General features: G+C 69.2%; 15 protein-coding genes. 5 read left to right on the top strand and 10 right to left on the bottom strand.

All coding sequences use genetic code 11. From position 1 onward, the window contains the following. The first annotated feature begins 50 nt into the window (after nucleotides 1–50). Nucleotides 51–647 carry a hypothetical protein gene (locus N1027_RS05490; RefSeq protein WP_259505982.1) on the top strand — a complete coding sequence of 199 codons (597 nt, stop codon included), beginning with the start codon at nucleotides 51–53 and terminating at the stop codon, nucleotides 645–647. Then, on the top strand, nucleotides 644–3,226 hold the full coding sequence (locus tag N1027_RS05485) for a LuxR C-terminal-related transcriptional regulator (RefSeq protein WP_259505981.1): 2,583 nt from the start codon (nucleotides 644–646) through the stop codon (nucleotides 3,224–3,226). Before N1027_RS05490 ends, N1027_RS05485 begins: the two co-directional genes overlap by 4 nt. Here N1027_RS05485 and N1027_RS05480 read toward each other — a convergent pair. From N1027_RS05480 to N1027_RS05460, 5 genes are all read right to left on the bottom strand, one after another. Further along, nucleotides 3,151–3,393, bottom strand: a complete 243-nt coding sequence (locus N1027_RS05480) for a hypothetical protein (protein ID WP_259505980.1) — start codon at nucleotides 3,391–3,393, stop codon at nucleotides 3,151–3,153. The two genes, N1027_RS05485 and N1027_RS05480, sit on opposite strands and share 76 nt — an antisense overlap. A gap of 12 nt (nucleotides 3,394–3,405) precedes the next feature. Further along, nucleotides 3,406–5,130, bottom strand: coding sequence for a RecQ family ATP-dependent DNA helicase (locus tag N1027_RS05475; RefSeq protein ID WP_259505978.1), 1,725 nt, complete (start codon nucleotides 5,128–5,130; stop codon nucleotides 3,406–3,408). Between the two features lie 176 nt (nucleotides 5,131–5,306). Continuing rightward, nucleotides 5,307–6,185: an alpha/beta fold hydrolase gene (locus N1027_RS05470; RefSeq protein WP_259505976.1), complete on the bottom strand. Its 879-nt coding sequence runs from the start codon at nucleotides 6,183–6,185 to the stop codon at nucleotides 5,307–5,309. Nucleotides 6,186–6,199: 14 nt separating this feature from the next. Continuing rightward, complete coding sequence (locus tag N1027_RS05465) at nucleotides 6,200–6,649, bottom strand: cupin domain-containing protein (protein ID WP_259505975.1); 450 nt, start codon at nucleotides 6,647–6,649, stop codon at nucleotides 6,200–6,202. Nucleotides 6,650–6,667: 18 nt separating this feature from the next. Beyond that, nucleotides 6,668–7,531 (bottom strand): SDR family NAD(P)-dependent oxidoreductase, encoded by an 864-nt coding sequence (locus N1027_RS05460; protein ID WP_259505973.1) that lies wholly within the window; start codon nucleotides 7,529–7,531, stop codon nucleotides 6,668–6,670. Nucleotides 7,532–7,626: 95 nt separating this feature from the next. On the opposite strand from N1027_RS05460, the gene N1027_RS05455 reads away from it, so the two are divergent. Then, nucleotides 7,627–8,205: a TetR/AcrR family transcriptional regulator gene (locus tag N1027_RS05455; protein ID WP_259505971.1), complete on the top strand. Its 579-nt coding sequence runs from the start codon at nucleotides 7,627–7,629 to the stop codon at nucleotides 8,203–8,205. 15 nt (nucleotides 8,206–8,220) lie between these two features. Here the strand turns inward: N1027_RS05455 and N1027_RS05450 are convergent, their stop codons facing one another. Genes N1027_RS05450 through N1027_RS05435 form a run of 4 tightly spaced genes read right to left on the bottom strand, consistent with a single transcriptional unit; the run spans nucleotide 8,221 to nucleotide 11,802 of the window. Beyond that, nucleotides 8,221–9,132, bottom strand: a complete 912-nt coding sequence (locus N1027_RS05450; RefSeq protein WP_259505969.1) for an amidase domain-containing protein — start codon at nucleotides 9,130–9,132, stop codon at nucleotides 8,221–8,223. A gap of 25 nt (nucleotides 9,133–9,157) precedes the next feature. After that, complete coding sequence (locus N1027_RS05445) at nucleotides 9,158–9,796, bottom strand: pyridoxamine 5'-phosphate oxidase family protein (RefSeq protein ID WP_259505967.1); 639 nt, start codon at nucleotides 9,794–9,796, stop codon at nucleotides 9,158–9,160. 3 nt (nucleotides 9,797–9,799) lie between these two features. Next, complete coding sequence (locus N1027_RS05440) at nucleotides 9,800–10,717, bottom strand: hydroxyquinol 1,2-dioxygenase (RefSeq protein WP_259505965.1); 918 nt, start codon at nucleotides 10,715–10,717, stop codon at nucleotides 9,800–9,802. Beyond that, nucleotides 10,714–11,802, bottom strand: a complete 1,089-nt coding sequence (locus N1027_RS05435) for a maleylacetate reductase (RefSeq protein WP_259505964.1) — start codon at nucleotides 11,800–11,802, stop codon at nucleotides 10,714–10,716. Before N1027_RS05435 ends, N1027_RS05440 begins: the two co-directional genes overlap by 4 nt. 126 nt (nucleotides 11,803–11,928) lie before the next feature. Between N1027_RS05435 and N1027_RS05430 the strand changes: the two genes are divergently transcribed. Together N1027_RS05430 and N1027_RS05425 are read left to right on the top strand one after the other, a co-directional pair. Then, nucleotides 11,929–13,092 carry an ANL family adenylate-forming protein gene (locus N1027_RS05430; protein WP_372499713.1) on the top strand — a complete coding sequence of 388 codons (1,164 nt, stop codon included), beginning with the start codon at nucleotides 11,929–11,931 and terminating at the stop codon, nucleotides 13,090–13,092. Beyond that, nucleotides 13,082–14,206 (top strand): thiolase family protein, encoded by a 1,125-nt coding sequence (locus tag N1027_RS05425; RefSeq protein WP_259505956.1) that lies wholly within the window; start codon nucleotides 13,082–13,084, stop codon nucleotides 14,204–14,206. Before N1027_RS05430 ends, N1027_RS05425 begins: the two co-directional genes overlap by 11 nt. A 61-nt stretch (nucleotides 14,207–14,267) precedes the next feature. Here the strand turns inward: N1027_RS05425 and N1027_RS05420 are convergent, their stop codons facing one another. Further along, nucleotides 14,268–16,214: a cell wall-binding repeat-containing protein gene (locus tag N1027_RS05420; RefSeq protein WP_259505955.1), complete on the bottom strand. Its 1,947-nt coding sequence runs from the start codon at nucleotides 16,212–16,214 to the stop codon at nucleotides 14,268–14,270. Nucleotides 16,215–16,217: the final 3 nt, after the last annotated feature.

The following is a 16,217-nucleotide window of genomic DNA, read 5'->3' as shown; positions in this document are numbered from 1 at the left end:
TCCGCGCCGTCGACCGGTCGCGCGGCCGGAGGATTTGATAACGTCACACCATGCGGGCGGGGCGAGGGCGACAGCGCGCGGCGCGTCTGTCGACCGCCGCGTTGCTGCAGTGCGCGGCGATCGGAGCCGGGTCGGCGATCCTGATCGTGGGGCTGGGACCGGTGCTGCTCGCCACCGCGCTCGCGTCACCCGTGCTCTACTCGCTCCTCGGGTCGTTTTCGGTCCTGGGCCCGATGATCGCTGGGCGCTGGCTGCGCCGGCCCGGAGTCGTCCTGGTGACGGCATTCGTCGCGTCGCTGCTCGCCGTGCCGTTCACCGCGCTCGGTCTTCTGGCCATACCGGCCCTGTGCATCCCGGCCGCGACGATTGAGATGGTGCTGGGCCTCAGCAGGTTCTGGCGAACCGGTGACCGGCTTGCCTGGTTCGGTGCGGCGGCGGCAGGCGGTGCCGCCATCTTCGCGATCTCGCTGGTGGTGATCGATCCGCGAGTTCTGAGCGCCGCGGTCATCGGGCTCACCCTCGCCGGGCGCGTGCTGGCCTACCTCGCGCTCGGGGCCGTGGCCATCCTCGCGGAGCGCGCTCTGGCGCGGGCGGGCGTTCCCCGCCTGCGACCGGGCAGGCGCGGCGAGACAGACGGAGCGGGATGAGCCGCACGATCGGCATCGCAGGAGCGCCGCGCATCCCCGCCGCTGCTGTGGTGCGACCTCGCCTGATCGAGCTGCTGGGCACGGAAGCCGCGCTGCACGTCGTGCGTGGGCCTGCGGGTTCCGGCAAGACCGTGCTGCTCGCGCAGTGGGCGCAGAGCACCATCGCACAGGGGGTCTGGGTCACGATCGACCGGCCACGAACCGCCGCTTCGGCCCTCGTGCGGGCGATCGTGCGGGCATCGTCTTCGGCGGGACTGTCCTCCGCCGCGGTGGCGTCCTCGGTGGAGGCGGCGCTCGACGGGAGCGGGGCGCCCTGGGAGCTGCTCACCGACCTCGTGAACCAGGTGGGCGAGATGCGGATCGTGATCGATGACGCCGACCTGCTCGACGACGAGACTCTGACCGAATTGCTGGATTTCGTCAGACGCACCCCGACCGTGCGGATCGTGGCAGCGGTCAGGCGGTCGTGCCCGCTCACGGAGCCGGGTGCCGCACTGGCCGTCGACACGACCACGGTGCCGCCCGGCGCGCTCGCATTCACGGCCGACGAGACCGCTTCGCTGGTGGCCAGGAGCGGTTCGGCGCACGACCCGGCTGTGCTGGCCGAGCTCACCGGCGGGCTCGCCATCGCGGTGCGGGCGATGGTGGTGAGCGGCGAACCGGTCACGGCCGAAAGCGCGAACGTGGAACCTGCACTTGCGGCGATCGAGTCGTACTACTCGCTGCGCGGCCGCTCGCTCGACGAGCACAGCTCGCACCTGCGCCGCTTTCTGCTCACCACCTCCGTGGCCGAGGTGCTCACCCCCGAACTCGCCTCGGAACTCTCCGGCGACCCGCGAGGCAGTGAACTCCTCGATCTGGTCGAAGCCGATGGCTTCGGCATGTGGACGGGTTACGACTCGTCACGCGTCTTCGCCTACACGACCCTCGTTCGCGACCTCCTGCAGCGCGATCTCCGTCGTTCGCTCCCTGGCGAGGTCGATGGTCTGCAGCGGCGCGTCGCCCGCTGGTCGCTCGACCACGACCGGCCGTTCTCGGCACTGTCGATCGCCGTCGGGGTCAACGATCTGAGCCTCGCGAGCGACATCGTGCGTCATGCCTGGCTGCAGCTGCTCGCCAGCCACGCCGCACAGGCGCGCGAGTTGTTCGCGGGCACGTCGTTGCTGACGCTGCGCAAATACCCCTTGATCACGATGATGCTGGCGCTGATCTTCAACGCGTCGGGCCTGCACCGTGCCCGAGCCGTTCAACTCTTCGGCGTGGCGATCCTCTCCGCCCGGGCGCAGCGGGCCGGAGCGAGCCCACCCGACAGGGCGCTCCTGCGCACCATGGAGAGCGCGTCGTTGCGGGTCATCGGGCGCTTCAACGGCGCCGATGAAGCGGCGCTCGACGCCTTCGACATCCTCCAGCACCTCTCCCCCGCCGACCACGACGACCTCGATCGCCTTGAACCAGCACTATGGGCGCACGTCGGCACCACCTTCTTGTACACCGGGCGCATCGACGAGGCGATCACCTGCTTCCGCGCAGGCATCGCCATCGGTGACGCGCTGCAACGCCCCTCGGCGCTCACCTCCCTCGCGCTACTGGCCGGCACGCTCGCCCTGAACGGCGACATCCGGGCCGCGCAGGAGGTGTGTCGCGAGGCCGACTCACGTGTCTGGCCTCCACGCTGGAAAGACGGCTACGCGGGCAGCCTCTACCGACTGGCCGAAGCATTGATCGCGCTCGAGAACGGTGATCCCGACACCGCGGAACTGCGCATCCGGGGCCTCGACCCGCATCGAGAGACCATCGAGCACTGGCCTCTGATCGATCACGTCGAAGCCATGATCTCCCTGTTGCGCGGCCGGCCGGGGGAGGCGCTCGACCAGATCGACCAGAGCATCCGCGCTCACCGCAAGCGGTCGGCGACCAGCCCGCAGACCCTGCAACGACTGGCCGCGACGCGCTCCCTGCTACAGCTGGCCGGCGGAGACTCCGACGCCGCGACCCGCACCTTGGCCGCACCGGGAAAGCAGCCGGGCGGTTGGATCGTCGGCCAGGCACGCGTCGCGCTCGGCCGAGGCGACCACTCGGGTGCGCTCCGGCTGACCCTCCTGGCGCGCCGCGAGACGCTGTCGATCCGTCAGAGGGCCGAGGCCGACGTCATCCGACTCGCCGCCCTGCTGAGGGCGGGGCGGCACCTCGAGGCCCAGGAGGTCGGGGCGGCGACGCTCGGCTTCCTCACCGACCATGCCCTCGCTTTTCCTCTGGCGCTGATTCCGCCAACCGACCTGCGCGCCGTCCAGGAGTTCGCCGAGCGACTCGGCCGCGACGAGTTCATTCCCATCGTCACGCGTGCGGGCCTGCACTCCGTCATACCCGACCAGCAACCCATCCCTTCGCTCAGCGAGCGTGAGCACGTTGTGCTGCGCGAGCTGCTTCGCAACGGTTCGGTGGCCGACATCGCGGCCGCCCTGTCGGTCTCCCCCAACACGGTGAAGTCACAACTGCGCAGCATCTACCGCAAGCTCGGTGTCACGAACCGCGATGACGCCATCGTCGTCGCCACCACGCGCGACCTCGACGCGCGGTAGCCTCTCCGTGACGCCAGCTCGGCGAGCCGCGCGGTGAGAGCACGTTCGTGTCGGTCGGTGGGCGTGAAGATGCCGTCGGCCACGTGCTCGGCGCCCCCGGCGATCTCGACGTTGGAGTGCACGCCGCGGAGCCCGAGGTTCGCCAGCACCGGCTGCAGCGCACCCACGAAGCGTGACCGTCAGGCGCTCGGGCGGAGGAGCCCGTCGCGGGCGACCGCCTCGAGGGAGAGCACCCGATAACCCGCGCTCTCGAAGAACACTGTGACGCGGTCGGCCCCCACGCTCACCACCTCGCCCTCACCCCAGGTGACGTGGTGCACCCGCTGGCCCTCGTGGAATCCGGATGCCGCGGAGGAGGCGGTGGCCGCCGAATCCGCCCCGGGGTGCTGCCGGTAGGCGGTTCCGCTCTCGCAGGTGTCGCAATTGCCGCACGGCTCCGCCAGCTCGTCGCCGAAGTAGGCCAGGAGGAACTGGCGGCGGCATCCGAGGGTTTCGGCGTAGGCGCGCACCATGGCGAGCCGTGACTCCTCGATCTGCAATCGTTGCTCGGCCATCTCGTCGACGGCGGCGCGCGCCTGTTCGGCCGTGACCTCGCGGGTGAGCGCGACGCCGGCGGCGCGCTCGTCGGCGAGGCCGGCGTCGATGAGCAGGTTCACGATGGTGCCGGTGGTGGCCTCCGACAGGCCGGAGGTTTCCGCGATCGCGCGGAGCTCCCGGCGGCGGCTGGCCCGGTCGCCGGGCCGGGCGGCGTCTGCGCCGGCGTCGTCGGCTTCGGCATCGGCATCGGCATCGGCGCGATCGAGTGACCGGATCACCGCATCCACGTGTGCGCCGTCCGGCCGACCGCCGGCGAAGAACCGGCGGAGCCCCAGATCCTCCTGCCGGTAGTGCAGCGTGGCTGCGGCCGGGGCGCCGTCGCGACCGCCTCGACCCACCTCCTGGTAGTACGAGTCGATCGAATCGGTGATGTCGGCGTGCACCACGAATCGCACGTTCGGCTTGTCGATCCCCATGCCGAACGCCGAGGTGGCCACCACGGCATCGACCTCGTCGCCCTGGAACCGTTCGTGCACCTCGCGGCGCTCCGACGAGCTGAGCCCACCGTGATAGGCGGCCGCTCGCAGACCTCCTGTCTGCAGCGCCTCGGCCATCCGTTCGGTCTCCCCGCGGGTGGCGACGTAGACGAGGCCCGGCTTCGCCGCGGCCGCGACCTGCGCGAGCACGGCCCGATCCTTCTCGCGCTTGTCCTCGTGCCGCACCACCGAGAGGTGCACGTTGGGGCGGTCGAAGCCGCGCACGAAGATGTGGGGCTCGCGCATGCCCAGGCGCCGCACGATCTCTTCGCGAACGGGCGCCGATCCGGTCGCCGTCAGGGCCAGGATGCGCGGGGAACCCAGGCGCTCGATCATGCCGCCGAGTCGGAGGTAGTCGGGGCGGAAGTCGTGGCCCCACGCCGAGACGCAGTGCGCCTCGTCGACCACCACGAGGCCCACCGCGAGCGCGCCGAGCTCGTCGATGACCTCGTCGCGCGCGAGCTGTTCCGGGGCGAGAAAGATGAACTCGGCCTCGCCCGACGCCACGGCGCTCCAGGCCGCGGCGTTGAGTCGGCGTGACTGACTGGAGTTGACGGCGACCGCATCCGTTCTGCCCGTCGCCTCGCCGATGTGGCGCACCTGGTCGATCTGCAACGAGATGAGGGGCGAGACGACGACCGTCGGGCCGTCGAGGAGGTGGCCGGCGAGCTGGTAGATGGCGGACTTGCCGTAGCCGGTCGACATCACCGCGAGCACGTCGCTGCCGGTCACCACCGCTTCGACGGCCTCGGCCTGGCCCGGCCGCAGCTCCGCCCAGCCGAACACGCGCCGCGCGACCGCCGCGACGTCATCCACGTGCACCTCGGGCATCGGCCACCGCCTTCCTCGCACCGACGCTGCCATCCTCGCGCGGCCACCCGCGAGCCGCAATCGTGCACCGGGTTCGTCGTGGCGTCGTTTCGGGAGGAGGAGAGTCACACGAGGCCCGTATACGACCTTCCTTGCACGCAGCTCCTCCCGAAACGGAGGCGTACCGCTGCCGAGGGCTACTGCCGCTGCAAGAACGCGTCGACGCTGTCGAGGAACTCCTGCGGGCGCTCCTCAGGGAGCCAGTGCCCGCAGTCGGGCACGACGACGCCCTCCACGTTCTCGGCCACCGCCTCCATCGAGCTCACGCAGAGGTCGCGGATGCTGTTCGCGCCGCCGAGCGCCAGCACCGGGATGGTCAGCTTCCGCTTCATCAGTTCCTTGTTGTCACGCCCGTCCTGGTAGAACGCGCGGTAGTACTCGAGCCGCAGACCGCCCGGCCCGGCGTAGCTCCGGGCGTAGACATCGATGTCCTCGTCGGAGATCGCATCCACGTTGTAGATCTGCATGCGGTAGAACCAGCGCAGGTACTCGCGTTCCTTGCCGTGGATGAGCATCTCGGCGACGTGGTTCGCGGCGTGGAAGGAGAGGTGCCAGAGCCGGAGCTCCTCCCGCTGGTCCATGAAGTACTCGATGCCCTTGTCGCCCGCCACGCCCATCAGCGCCATCTCGCAGAAGACAAGACTCAGCACCTCGTCGCGGAACGTCGCCGCGTAGGCGTAGGACACCGCCGCGCCGTGATCGTGCCCCATCAGGTGCACGGGGCCGAGGTCGAGGCGCGTGACGAGCTCGTGGATGTCGTGGGCGACCGTCACCTTGTCATAGCCCGACAGCGGCTTCTGCGGCATGCCCGAATCGCCCACGCCTCGCAGATCGGGAACGATTACCGTGTAGTTCTCGGCGAGACGGCCCATCACCCGCCGCCACATGTACCAGGTCGACCCCCAGCCGTGCAGCAGCACGACGGTGGGGCCGGATCCGCCGCGCACGTAATGCAGTTGCACCTCGTCGAGGTCGATCATGTGGTGCGAGAACGTGCTCTCCAGTTGATAAGGCATCAGTGCTCCTCCCGTCAGGCTGTGTGATGTTCGGGGCGGTCGCTGCCGCTCGGCACGAATCGCGAGGGCGACCCGTCTTCGGGGTAGGTCGTATATCCGACTCGGTTCTCCGGCATGTAGCTGATGGCGAAGGCGAGGGCGCGGAATCCATCGTCTCCGGTGGTCCAGATGCTATGGATTTCGTTGCGGGGGATGCGCACGAGCTGGCCCGTTCCGAGCGCGAACTCGTCGTCACCGACCCGCATCCTGGCCTCCCCGGTGAGCAGGTAGTAGAACTCGTCGGTGTCGTGCGAGTGCGGTTCGAGGCGCGCCCCGGGGAGAAGCTCGAACTCGTCGACGAACTCGAGGTAACCGCCCATCGTCTCCTGCCGCAGCGCCTCCTTCTCGAAGAGAAACCACGATCGGCAGGTTCCGCCGTGCTCCAGGATGGTGGGCACGTTCGCGTCTTTGACGATCTGTGTCATGGCCGTCTTCCTCTCGTTTCAGTTGGTCGCCCGCACGGTGCCGCCGTCGACGGCGAGGGTCGAGCCGGTGGTGTAGCCGGCGGCATCGGAACTCAGGAACAGCACCGCGTTCGCGACCTCCTCAGGCGTTCCCATCCGGCCGAGCGGGATGCCGCGGTCGGCGATCAGCGCGGCGACCGCGTCGTCACCGCTCGCCCCGTATGCCGCTTCGATGGCCTTCAGCCAGCCCTTCTCGGCGTCCGTCCAGAAGGGCGTCCAGATCGGGCCCGGTGCGACGTTGTTCACGCGCACGCGCGGCGCGTAGGCGCGGGCCAGCGATTTCGAGACACTCGCCACGGCGGCCTTGGAGGCGGCGTAGTCGACGATCACGTCTTCCGCCTGCCGTGACAGGTCGGACGTGACGTTCACCACGGCTCCGCCCCCGGCGGCGTGCATCGCCGGCACGAGCGCCCGGCACAGGCGAACCATCGAGAAGAAGTTGAGCTCGAAGGTGCGGTGGAAGTCGTCGTCGGTGAGCTCCTCGAACGAGGCGAGCCGGCCCGCTCCGACGTTGTTCACCAGGATGTCGGGCGGCCCGTCGAACACCTCGCTGGCCCGATCGACGGCGGCCTGGATGTCGGCGGCCTGCGTCAGGTCGGCGTGCACGGCGACGATCCGGCCTGGCGCATCCGTCGCACCGGGCGCACCCGTCGCCGCCGCGTATTCCTCGATCAGGTCGTCGCGGATGTCCACCGCCACCACGCGGGCGCCTTCCCGCACGAACGCCTCCACCACCGACCTGCCGATGCCGGTCGCGCTGCCCGTGACGATGACGTTCTTGCCCGACAATCCGAGATCCATCGAGTCAGCCTCCTTGGTGACGACGTTCAGGCGAGTGAACACCTCGAATGGTACCGGTCGGTAACAAATGCGTCCAGTGCTGTCTTTCGAGTGGTACCGTTCGGTTGCAAACCTTTCCCCGACCATCTGGAGGCCCCATGGCGCGCCCTCGAGCATTCGACGAGTCGCAGGCTCTTCGCGCAGCGCTCCTCGCCTTCTGGGAGTACGGCTACGAGGAGACGACGCTCGCCGTGCTGATGCAGGCGACCGGCCTGAACAAGACCAGCCTCTACCGCACCTTCGGCAACAAGGAGGAGCTGTTCGAGCGCGCCGTGGCCCTGTACCACCGCGACTTCCTCGGCTTCCGGGCGGAGGCGATGGCCGCACCCTCACCCAAGCAGATCACCGAGCGGCTCCTGCGCGGCATGGCCGCCCTGCACAACGGCGACGGCACCCCACCGGGCTGCCTCGAGACCACGGCGGCACTGGCGACCGGGCCCCAGAACGACCCGGTTCGCGCGATGCTCTCGGGCAATCGCAACCTGATCATCCCGCTCCTCACCGAGCGCTTCGAAGAGTTCGACGCCGACGACCTGCCACCCCGGATGTCGGCGGCTCAGACCGCGAGTTTCGTGGCGACCGTCATCATGGGCATGTCGGTGCAGGCCAAAGGCGGTCATGACCGCGCCGAGATGGACGACGTCGTCACGTCCACGCTCCGCATCTGGGGCGACTGACCCCTTCGAGCCGCCCTACGCGATCGACCAGAAGTGGGCCGTGCCGCCCGGCTTCTCGACGGTGATGGCGTTGTCGAGGTCGCGGTATTGCGCGTCGAGGGTGTGGCCCACGAGCTTGATGGCGATCGTGCCGTCGAGGTTCGGCAGCACCTGCGACACCATCATCGTGTGGTCGACGCCGTTGTCGTTCAGCGGGTCCCAGTCGAACATCACGACGTCGCCCACCTTCACCTGGTCGCGCTGGGTGAGTTCGAGGCGCGTGGTGTCGGGTCGGGAGTCGTAGTAGGCATCCATCTCGTTGCCGCGGATCCAGCTGAGGCTGTAGTCGCCGGTGGTGGCGTACTCGCTGAACCAGTCGGCGTTCTGCGTCCAGCCCCGGGCGAGCATGGCCTGGTTCACGAAGTTGCCGCAGTCGTTGTCGGGGAACTCGCCCCACTCGGCGAGGTTGTAGTCCCGCCAGTAGGTGAACGCGTAGTTCATCTGACTGTCGACGGGGGTCTGGATCTCGTAGCCGAAGGTCGTGTCGGACTCCACCTGCGAGCCGTCGTCGAGGGTCACGGTGACCGGCACGTCCGCGACGGCGAAGTCGACCGCCGTCGGAGTGACGGCGGTGAGGGTCTTCTCGTCGACGACGGCGAAGGAGGTGGCGGGGGTGGGCCCGAAGGAGACGGATGCGACATCCGCGAACCCGGCGCCCTCGATGGTGACCTCGGTGCCGCCGCCGAGTGAGCCGCTGGCGGGTGCGATCTCCGCCACCGACACCCGATCCTCGGCCGCCGCGGAGTCCTTGGACAGTGATGCTGCGGCATCCGATCCGCCTTCGGAGTTCTCGCCGGTGCACCCCGCGAGGCTCGCCGTGAGCAGTCCGGCAGCGAGGGCGGCGAACAGGGACATCGGGTTCTTCATGCGCAGGGTCATTGCCTCCATGGCACCACGGCAACATTTGTGTCCCCTATGAAGGGGGCATTTTGCTCGCACCGCGCAAAGCGGCGTTCTCGGCCTCGAGGGCGGCGATTCGGGCGCGCAACGGCTCCACCGCCGTGTTCACCTGCAGCTCCGTGAAACGCGGTGTGATGTGCTGGGGGCAATTCCAGTCGTAGGCCTCGACGGAGATCAGGATGCCGCGTTCGACGACGGCCTCGTAGTCGTGATCGTCGAGGGCGGCCATGAGTTCCGGGTTCTCGTCGACGGTCACGATCCGGGCCCGCCCGAAGATCTTCAGGCGCTGCCGCCGGGCGTAGTCGAGCACGATGATCGCGACCCGGTCGTCGTCGGTGACGTTGCCGGCACTCACGTACTGCAGGTTGCCACGGAAGTCGGCCCATCCGATGGTGTTCTCATCGATCGTGCGGATGAACCCGGGTGGTCCACCCCGGTACTGCACGTACGGCCATCCGGTGGCGCTGACCGACGCGAGGTAGAAGCCGTCCTGCTCGGCGAGGTAGTCGCGTTCGGCGGCGGTGAGCGGATCGGCCCCCGGGTCGGCGAGTCCTTTGTCGGCGCGGGCTCCGTAGAACGCGCCGCTCCCCCGCTCCGACTGGATGGCTCGCACCGAGTCGGTGAAGGCGATGCTTCCGTAGTGCTTGCTCATGGTTCACTTCCTCTGTGCGGCCGCCGGGGTGAGCACGATGTCGAAAACGACCGACGACCACTCCCGGTCGCCGAGATCGCGCCCGTCGGGGGTGGGCATCCCGGCCGCGTGATGCTCGAACGGTTTGATCAACGACTCCTTCACCCCGAACACGCTGTCACGGTCGAGGTACTCGCTGCCGGCCACGAAGATGTGGGTGACGAGTGTGCGAAGTCCGGGGGCCGAGACCATGAAGTGCAGGTGCGGGGCTCGCACCGGCGAGCGGCCCGCCGCCTCGAGGAGGGCACCGACCGGTCCGTCGGAGGGAATCGGATACGGCGTCGGCGTGAGCCCCCAGAAGCGGAAGGTGCCGTCGGCGTCGGAGTGCAGTCGGGCGCGGGCCGAGGTGCGCTCGTCGGAGTACTGCACGTCGTAGAAGCCGTCTTCGTCGGCCTCCCACACCTCGATGCGCGCCCCTGCGATCGGCTGACCGGTCGTGTCGCGCACCGTTCCCTCGACCCAGCAGGGCTCGCCGGGGGCTCCGAACGCGATGTCGCCACCGTTCGGCACCTCGGGGGCGTCGTTCACGAAGAACGGCCCGAACACCGTGGCCTCGGTCGCGTCGCCGACGACCTCGTTGTTCACCGCGATGGTCTGCATCGAGAGGCCCAGCACGTCGGAGAGCAGCACGAACTCCTGCCGGCGCTCATCGGTGATGTGCCCGACTGCGGTGAGGAAATCGATGGCCGTGCCCCACTCCTGTTCGGTGAGCCGCACTTCGCGCACGAACGAGTGCAGGTGCGTCGTGAGAGAGCGCAACACGAACCTCAGCCGTTCGTCGGGGGCGCCGTCGAACGAGTCGAGCACCCGTCGCACGAGCGCCTCCTCGGCCTCGCGCTGCGCATCCGAGACCCCGGATGAGGGAGGTTCGACGGGGTTCATGCTCGGGCGTCTTCTTTCTGGTCGAGGGGGGTGCCGGCCCACGCGGCGGTGAGGATCGCGACGAGATCGGATTTCGCGACGGGTCGCGGGTTCGAGTCGGGCACCTGGGGCAGGATGATCGCGGCGGCCTCGTCGATGTCGGATTCAGCGAATCCGTAATCGCGCAACGCGCGTGGGGCCTCCAGCTCGTCGCGGAGTTCGCGCAGCCCGCCGTCGGCGGTGGGGGCGCCGAACGCGGCCGCCGCACGGGCTTCGAGGTCGGGCACTGCCGGGCCGTTGAAAGCCAGCACGGTCGGGAGCACGATCGCGTGCGTCTGCGCATGAGGCAGCCCGAAGCTGCCGCCGAGCACGTGGCAGATCTTGTGGTGCAGGCCCGATCCGGCCGAGGCGAAGGCGACGGCGGAGAGATAGCCACCGTAGAGCGCGCGCTCTCTGCCTTCCAGGGCTGTCGGATGGGCGGTGATCGCGCGCAGACCGTCCTGCAGCGCCCGGATGCCTTCCAGGGCCAGCGCTTGGGTGATCGGATCGGCGCGCGGGGCCCAGAGCGAGTCGACGCCGTGGGCGATGGCATTCAGTCCGGATGCGACCACGAGCTCGCGCGGAAGGCCCAGGGTGAGCGCAGCGTCGTAGACCACGGTGGCGGGCAGCACCCGGGCGTCGACGCCGGTGAGCTTGCGCGACGATTCGGTGATGCCCCAGACGTTCGTGGCCTCGGAGCCGGCGAAGGTGGTGGGCACGGCGACGATCGGCAATCCGGTGGTCAACGCGATCGCCTTGGCGAGACCGGTCGCCGAACCTCCACCGATCGACACGACGAGTTCGACCTGCGCATCGGCGGCGGCACGGCGTGCCCGGTCGGCGACGTCGGCGGGCACGTGCTGGGCGACGTCGTGGAACCACACCACCGGTCGCAACACCGGCGCGAGGTCGGCGGCCGCCGTGTTGCTTTCGCCGGCGACCAGCATCACCCGAGGTGCGCCGAGCCTCTCCACCTCTCGTGCGAGGTTCTCGGCGGCCGCACCGCTGCCGAAGATCACGCGCTGCCCGAGAGTCTCGTGTTCGAATCGCACAGCTGTGATCTCCATCCTTAGCGGTGAACGTCGCTTCAGTTTCCTCCGCCTGCGCCTTCTCGCAAAGATGCGCTCACGCCCGTTCCCGCGCCGGCCCTCTCGCGAGCTAGAGTGAACGGCGTTCAGGTGAACGTTGTTCAGGTGCCGCGCGGAAGGAGCCATGATGACTGCTGTCGCATCCGTGCCGCTCTCGAACCGGAGCGCGCCGTGATCGTCCCGCAGAGCGGAGCCACAGGCGACCTTCTCACTCGTTTGCGGGAGATCCGGCGACGTGGGAACGTGCCGCTGGTCGGCGACGACCGGTGGCCGGCCGCTCTCTGGGAAACGGTCCGGGACACTGCTCGCCGTGTGGAGCCGGCCCCCGACATCGCCTGGGCGACGCTCACCTCAGGCAGCAGCGGCTCGCCGCGGATCGTGCTCCGCACGGCAGCCTCGTGGGGCGATTCGTTCGCCGCCGTGGCGCGGTATCTCGAAGCCGGTGCGGGCGATGCCGTGCTGCTGCCCGCCCCGCCCGCCGCGTCTCTGACCCTGTTCTCGCTCGCGCACGCCCTCGAGGCCGGCCCGCGACCACTCTTCGCCGCCGACCCGCACTCGCGCTCGCACGCCACCAGCCTGCACGGCACCCCCCAGGCACTCCGCGCCGTGCTGGATTCCGGAGCCGGCTCGCGACTGCGGGCGGCCTTGGTCGGCGGTTCCCATCTCGATCCGGCGCTCCGGCACCGCGCAGAGGCCGCGGGCATCCGAGTCACCGCCTATTACGGCGCGGCCGAACTGTCTTTCGTGGCGGTCGACGAGGGCGACGGCCTCCGAGCCTTCCCCGGCGTCGAACTGAGCGTGCGGAACGGTGAACTGTGGGTGCGCTCCCCCTTCACCGCGGCCGGCTATGCCGGTGCCACGAGCCCGTTGCGTCGGGATGGCGAGTGGGCGACCGTCGGCGATCGGGCGGAGCTCGTCGACGGGCGGCTCCGTCTGCTCAGGCGAGCCGACGACGCCATCCTGAGCGCGTCGGCGACGATCGTTCCCGAGGAGGTGGAGGCCGTGCTGCGCTCGGTTCCCGGAGTGCGTGACGCGATCGTTTTCGGCCTGCCCCACCCCACCGTCGGCGCGCTCGTCGCAGCTTTCGTGGAGCTCGACGACGACCTCGCTCTCGAACTCCGGCGTGCGGCGCGTGAGCGCTTGGCACCCGCGCACCGGCCGAGGCGATGGTTCGCGGGCGAACTTCCGCGGACGGCATCGGGAAAACCCGCCCGGGCCGAAGCCGCACGCCGAGCATTGGCCGGGGAGGTGCCCCGCCTTGCCATCTGATCGGGATCCCGTGATCATCGCGGCACGCCGCACGCCCATCGGCACGCGCGGTCGCGCTCTCGCAGAGCTGCGTGTCGAAGAGCTCGCCGCTCCGACGATCCGAGCGGCTCTGACGGATGCCGAAGCATCCATCGGTGCTCCGATCCGGGTCGCTGACGTCGTGCTCGGCAACTGCGCGGGGCCCGGCGGCAACCCGGGCCGGGTGGCTGCCCTGGCGGCAGGGCTCGGGGTGGACGTTCCCGGAGGCACCGTCGATCGCCAATGCGGCAGTGGACTCGCGGCCGTGCTCGATGCCGCGGCGGCCATCCGGGCCGGAGACGAGCGTCCGCGTGTGGCCGGCGGCGTCGAAAGCGCATCCACGGCCCCGCTTCGCTCCGTGGGCGGTGTCGCGTACGACCGCGCACCGTTCGCGCCCTCGGGCTTCCCCGATCCCGGCATGACACGGGCGGCCGAGGATCTTGCCGCACGGGATGGAATCACGCGCGCCCGGCAGGACGGGCATGCGGCCCGCAGCCATGCGCGAGCACGTGCAGCGCTCACAGCCGGCCGGTTCGAGGCCGAGCTGGTGCCCCTTGCCGGACTCGACCACGACGACGCGATCGGTGGGGCCGAGGCTCTCCTCGCGCGACTTCCTCCACTCTTCGACGGCGGGACACTCACGGCGGGCACCTCCACGCGCATCGGCGACGGCGCCGCCGCGGTGGTGCTCGCGGCGGCCGGCGCAGCGCCCGGGCTCGCGGTTCGGGCGTCGGCGGTGGTCGGATGCGATCCTGCGTTTCCCGGCATCGGGGCAGCGCCCGCGATCGAGGCGGCGCTCCGGAATGCGGGCGCGACCCTCCGCGACATCGAGGCGTTCGAGATCGTGGAAGCGTTCGCCGCCCAGAGCCTCGCCGTGCTCGATCGGCTCGGCATCGCCGACGACGATCCGCGGGTGAGTGCAGACGGCGGAGCGCTCGCCCTGGGACATCCTTGGGGTGCAACCGGAGCCGTGTCGGTCGTGCGGCTGTTCAGTCGGCTGATCCGAACGGGAGCGCCGGCCGGAACTCTCGGCGTCGCCGCCGCGTCCGTGGGAGGCGGGCTCGGAATCGCAGCAGTGTTTCAGGTAGTGGGCTAGCCGCTACGGCGGCGGGGGCAGCGGCGAGAAGAGTCGACGCCAGTCCGCCGTGGACTACCCATCAGGGTTTGACGTGGGCTTGGAGTTCGGTGAGGACGGAGTCGGAGACCGTGTTTGGCCCCCCGAGCACGACAATATGGACGGGTGCCAACCTGTCGATCTCGGACAGCACGTCGGCGGGGATGGCTGCACCGGTGACGAGCAGCACCGGGGAGCGCGTGAAGACGGCGGCGGAACCGCCGGACAGCGCGTCGGGGAACACAGCGCCGGACGCGATGTAGACCGTCCCATCGGCTGGCGAGAAGGACGCCGCCGCAACATTCGCCGACACCGCATACCGATCCGGGCCGCCGATCCGCGCCGACGGCGCGAGTGCCTGAAGCTGGACGAGTACCGCATTGGAAAGACTGTTCTCACCGCCGAGAAGCACGATGCGGTTCGGGTTCAAGCGATCGAGTTCTGCGACAACGGCCGCTGGGACCTCCTCCTTTTTCGACAGCAACACCGGGCCGCTTCCGAGGCCCGCGGCCGCAGAGCCGGAGAGCGCATCCGGGAACGCCGCTCCGGAGGCGACGTAGACGGTCGATGCCCCCGGGCTGAACACCTGACGTGACACTTCGGCCGACACGGCATATCGATCAGCGCCATTCAGCCGCGACACGGTGGGCGCATAGCTCGCCAGGCCGTCTTGCACACCGGCACTGATCGTGTCGGTGCCGCCGAGCACCACGATGCGCTGGGGCTTGAGCCTGTGCAGCTCAGTCGCGATGGACTCGGGCACGCCGTCCTTCGTGACGAGCAAGACGGGTCCACCTTGGGCACCTGCCGCCGCGGATGCCGAGAGGGCGTCGGAGAACACAAGGCCCGAAGCAATGTAGGCCACCGGGCTACCCGCTCGGAAGGTAGCGGCTGAGATCGCAGCGGAGAGTGCGAACCGATCGGCACCGCCGACCCGATCGACTGAATGTCCGCGAGTCACGAGTGGCTGCAATAAGGCGATCTCGGTGTCGCGCGCGGCGAGCAGCCGCCCCGTGGAAGGGTCAACGGCCATGCTTTCCCAATGCCCAGCAGTTCTCACGCTCGAGATCCGACTCAAGTCGGATGCCTCGAACACCTCGGCACTGAGGTCGTACCGGCCGGATCGATAGGTGTACACGAGCTCATTCGCGGCGTCGAGCGAAAGGCCGCGGGTGTTGCTCACCAGGGTTCCAGAACTGGCGGGGTGAGCCCAGTCTCCGTTCTGCTCGTAGCGATCGAGTCTCTGCTCACCCCGCAGGCCGTCCACGAGAAGTACGACGTACCCCGAGCCGACCGCGATGCCGCTCAGGAACTTGGGCACGGGGTGAACGACGACCGACCGGTCGGCTGCTACGACGACCACGCCGGCATCGGTCGACAGATAGACGGAACCACTGCTCGAATCGAGCGCCATGTGAAGCTGCCAGGAGACGGCGCCGACGTCGACTCGACTCTGCATTCCGGTGTTCCGGTCAAGGATGATGAGGTCATGCGTGGTGCGGTGTGCCGCATAGAGCACATTAGTCTCGGTGTCGATCGCGAGATCAACCAGTCCGACCCCACCCGTGTCAAGCGTGCCGACCACGGAGTTGACGGTGGGAGATCTGGGATTGATGTCCACGATGGCGACCGTGGACGAACCTTGACCGACGTAAAGCAGCTGAGTTCGCCCATTGACAGCAAGCGCAAAACCGGAGGTGAACCCCGAGATGGTAGCCACCGGGGTGAGACGACCGACGGAGATGTCGTACACCGCTACTGATTTGCCGTCGCCACTCATGACATACGATCGGTGGCCGGTTGCGTCGAAGACTATCGGGGACGGTGACCCCGCCCCCGGGCGCACCTGCGAGTCGAGCTGGCTGAGACTAACCGATCGCGTATCCGCGAGCGCGCGGGCCGGTTGCGGGAACGCCCCGAGCGCACACACGACCAGTAGCGCCGTAACGACGCTTGCGAAGATTTCACGAGCGTTGCTCACCTTAATCATTGC

It is taken from the genome of Herbiconiux aconitum (assembly GCF_024979235.1).
In the GTDB taxonomy this organism is placed as follows: Bacteria; Actinomycetota; Actinomycetes; order Actinomycetales; family Microbacteriaceae; genus Herbiconiux; species Herbiconiux aconitum.
Note: the sequence above shows the minus strand (reverse complement) of the source record. Positions and strands in the feature narration are given on the sequence as shown.

Bases quoted from the DNA above. Each gene is read 5' to 3' on its own strand.
- N1027_RS05490 (WP_259505982.1), top strand. From the start codon at position 51: ATGCGGGCGGGGCGAGGGCGACAGCGCGCGGCGCGTCTGTCGACCGCC.
- N1027_RS05485 (WP_259505981.1), top strand. From the start codon at position 644: ATGAGCCGCACGATCGGCATCGCAGGAGCGCCGCGCATCCCCGCCGCT.
- N1027_RS05475 (WP_259505978.1), bottom strand. From the start codon at position 5,130: ATGCCCGAGGTGCACGTGGATGACGTCGCGGCGGTCGCGCGGCGCGTG.
- N1027_RS05470 (WP_259505976.1), bottom strand. From the start codon at position 6,185: ATGCCTTATCAACTGGAGAGCACGTTCTCGCACCACATGATCGACCTC.
- N1027_RS05465 (WP_259505975.1), bottom strand. From the start codon at position 6,649: ATGACACAGATCGTCAAAGACGCGAACGTGCCCACCATCCTGGAGCAC.
- N1027_RS05455 (WP_259505971.1), top strand. From the start codon at position 7,627: ATGGCGCGCCCTCGAGCATTCGACGAGTCGCAGGCTCTTCGCGCAGCG.
- N1027_RS05450 (WP_259505969.1), bottom strand. From the start codon at position 9,132: ATGGAGGCAATGACCCTGCGCATGAAGAACCCGATGTCCCTGTTCGCC.
- N1027_RS05445 (WP_259505967.1), bottom strand. From the start codon at position 9,796: ATGAGCAAGCACTACGGAAGCATCGCCTTCACCGACTCGGTGCGAGCC.
- N1027_RS05440 (WP_259505965.1), bottom strand. From the start codon at position 10,717: ATGAACCCCGTCGAACCTCCCTCATCCGGGGTCTCGGATGCGCAGCGC.
- N1027_RS05435 (WP_259505964.1), bottom strand. From the start codon at position 11,802: ATGGAGATCACAGCTGTGCGATTCGAACACGAGACTCTCGGGCAGCGC.
- N1027_RS05420 (WP_259505955.1), bottom strand. From the start codon at position 16,214: ATGATTAAGGTGAGCAACGCTCGTGAAATCTTCGCAAGCGTCGTTACG.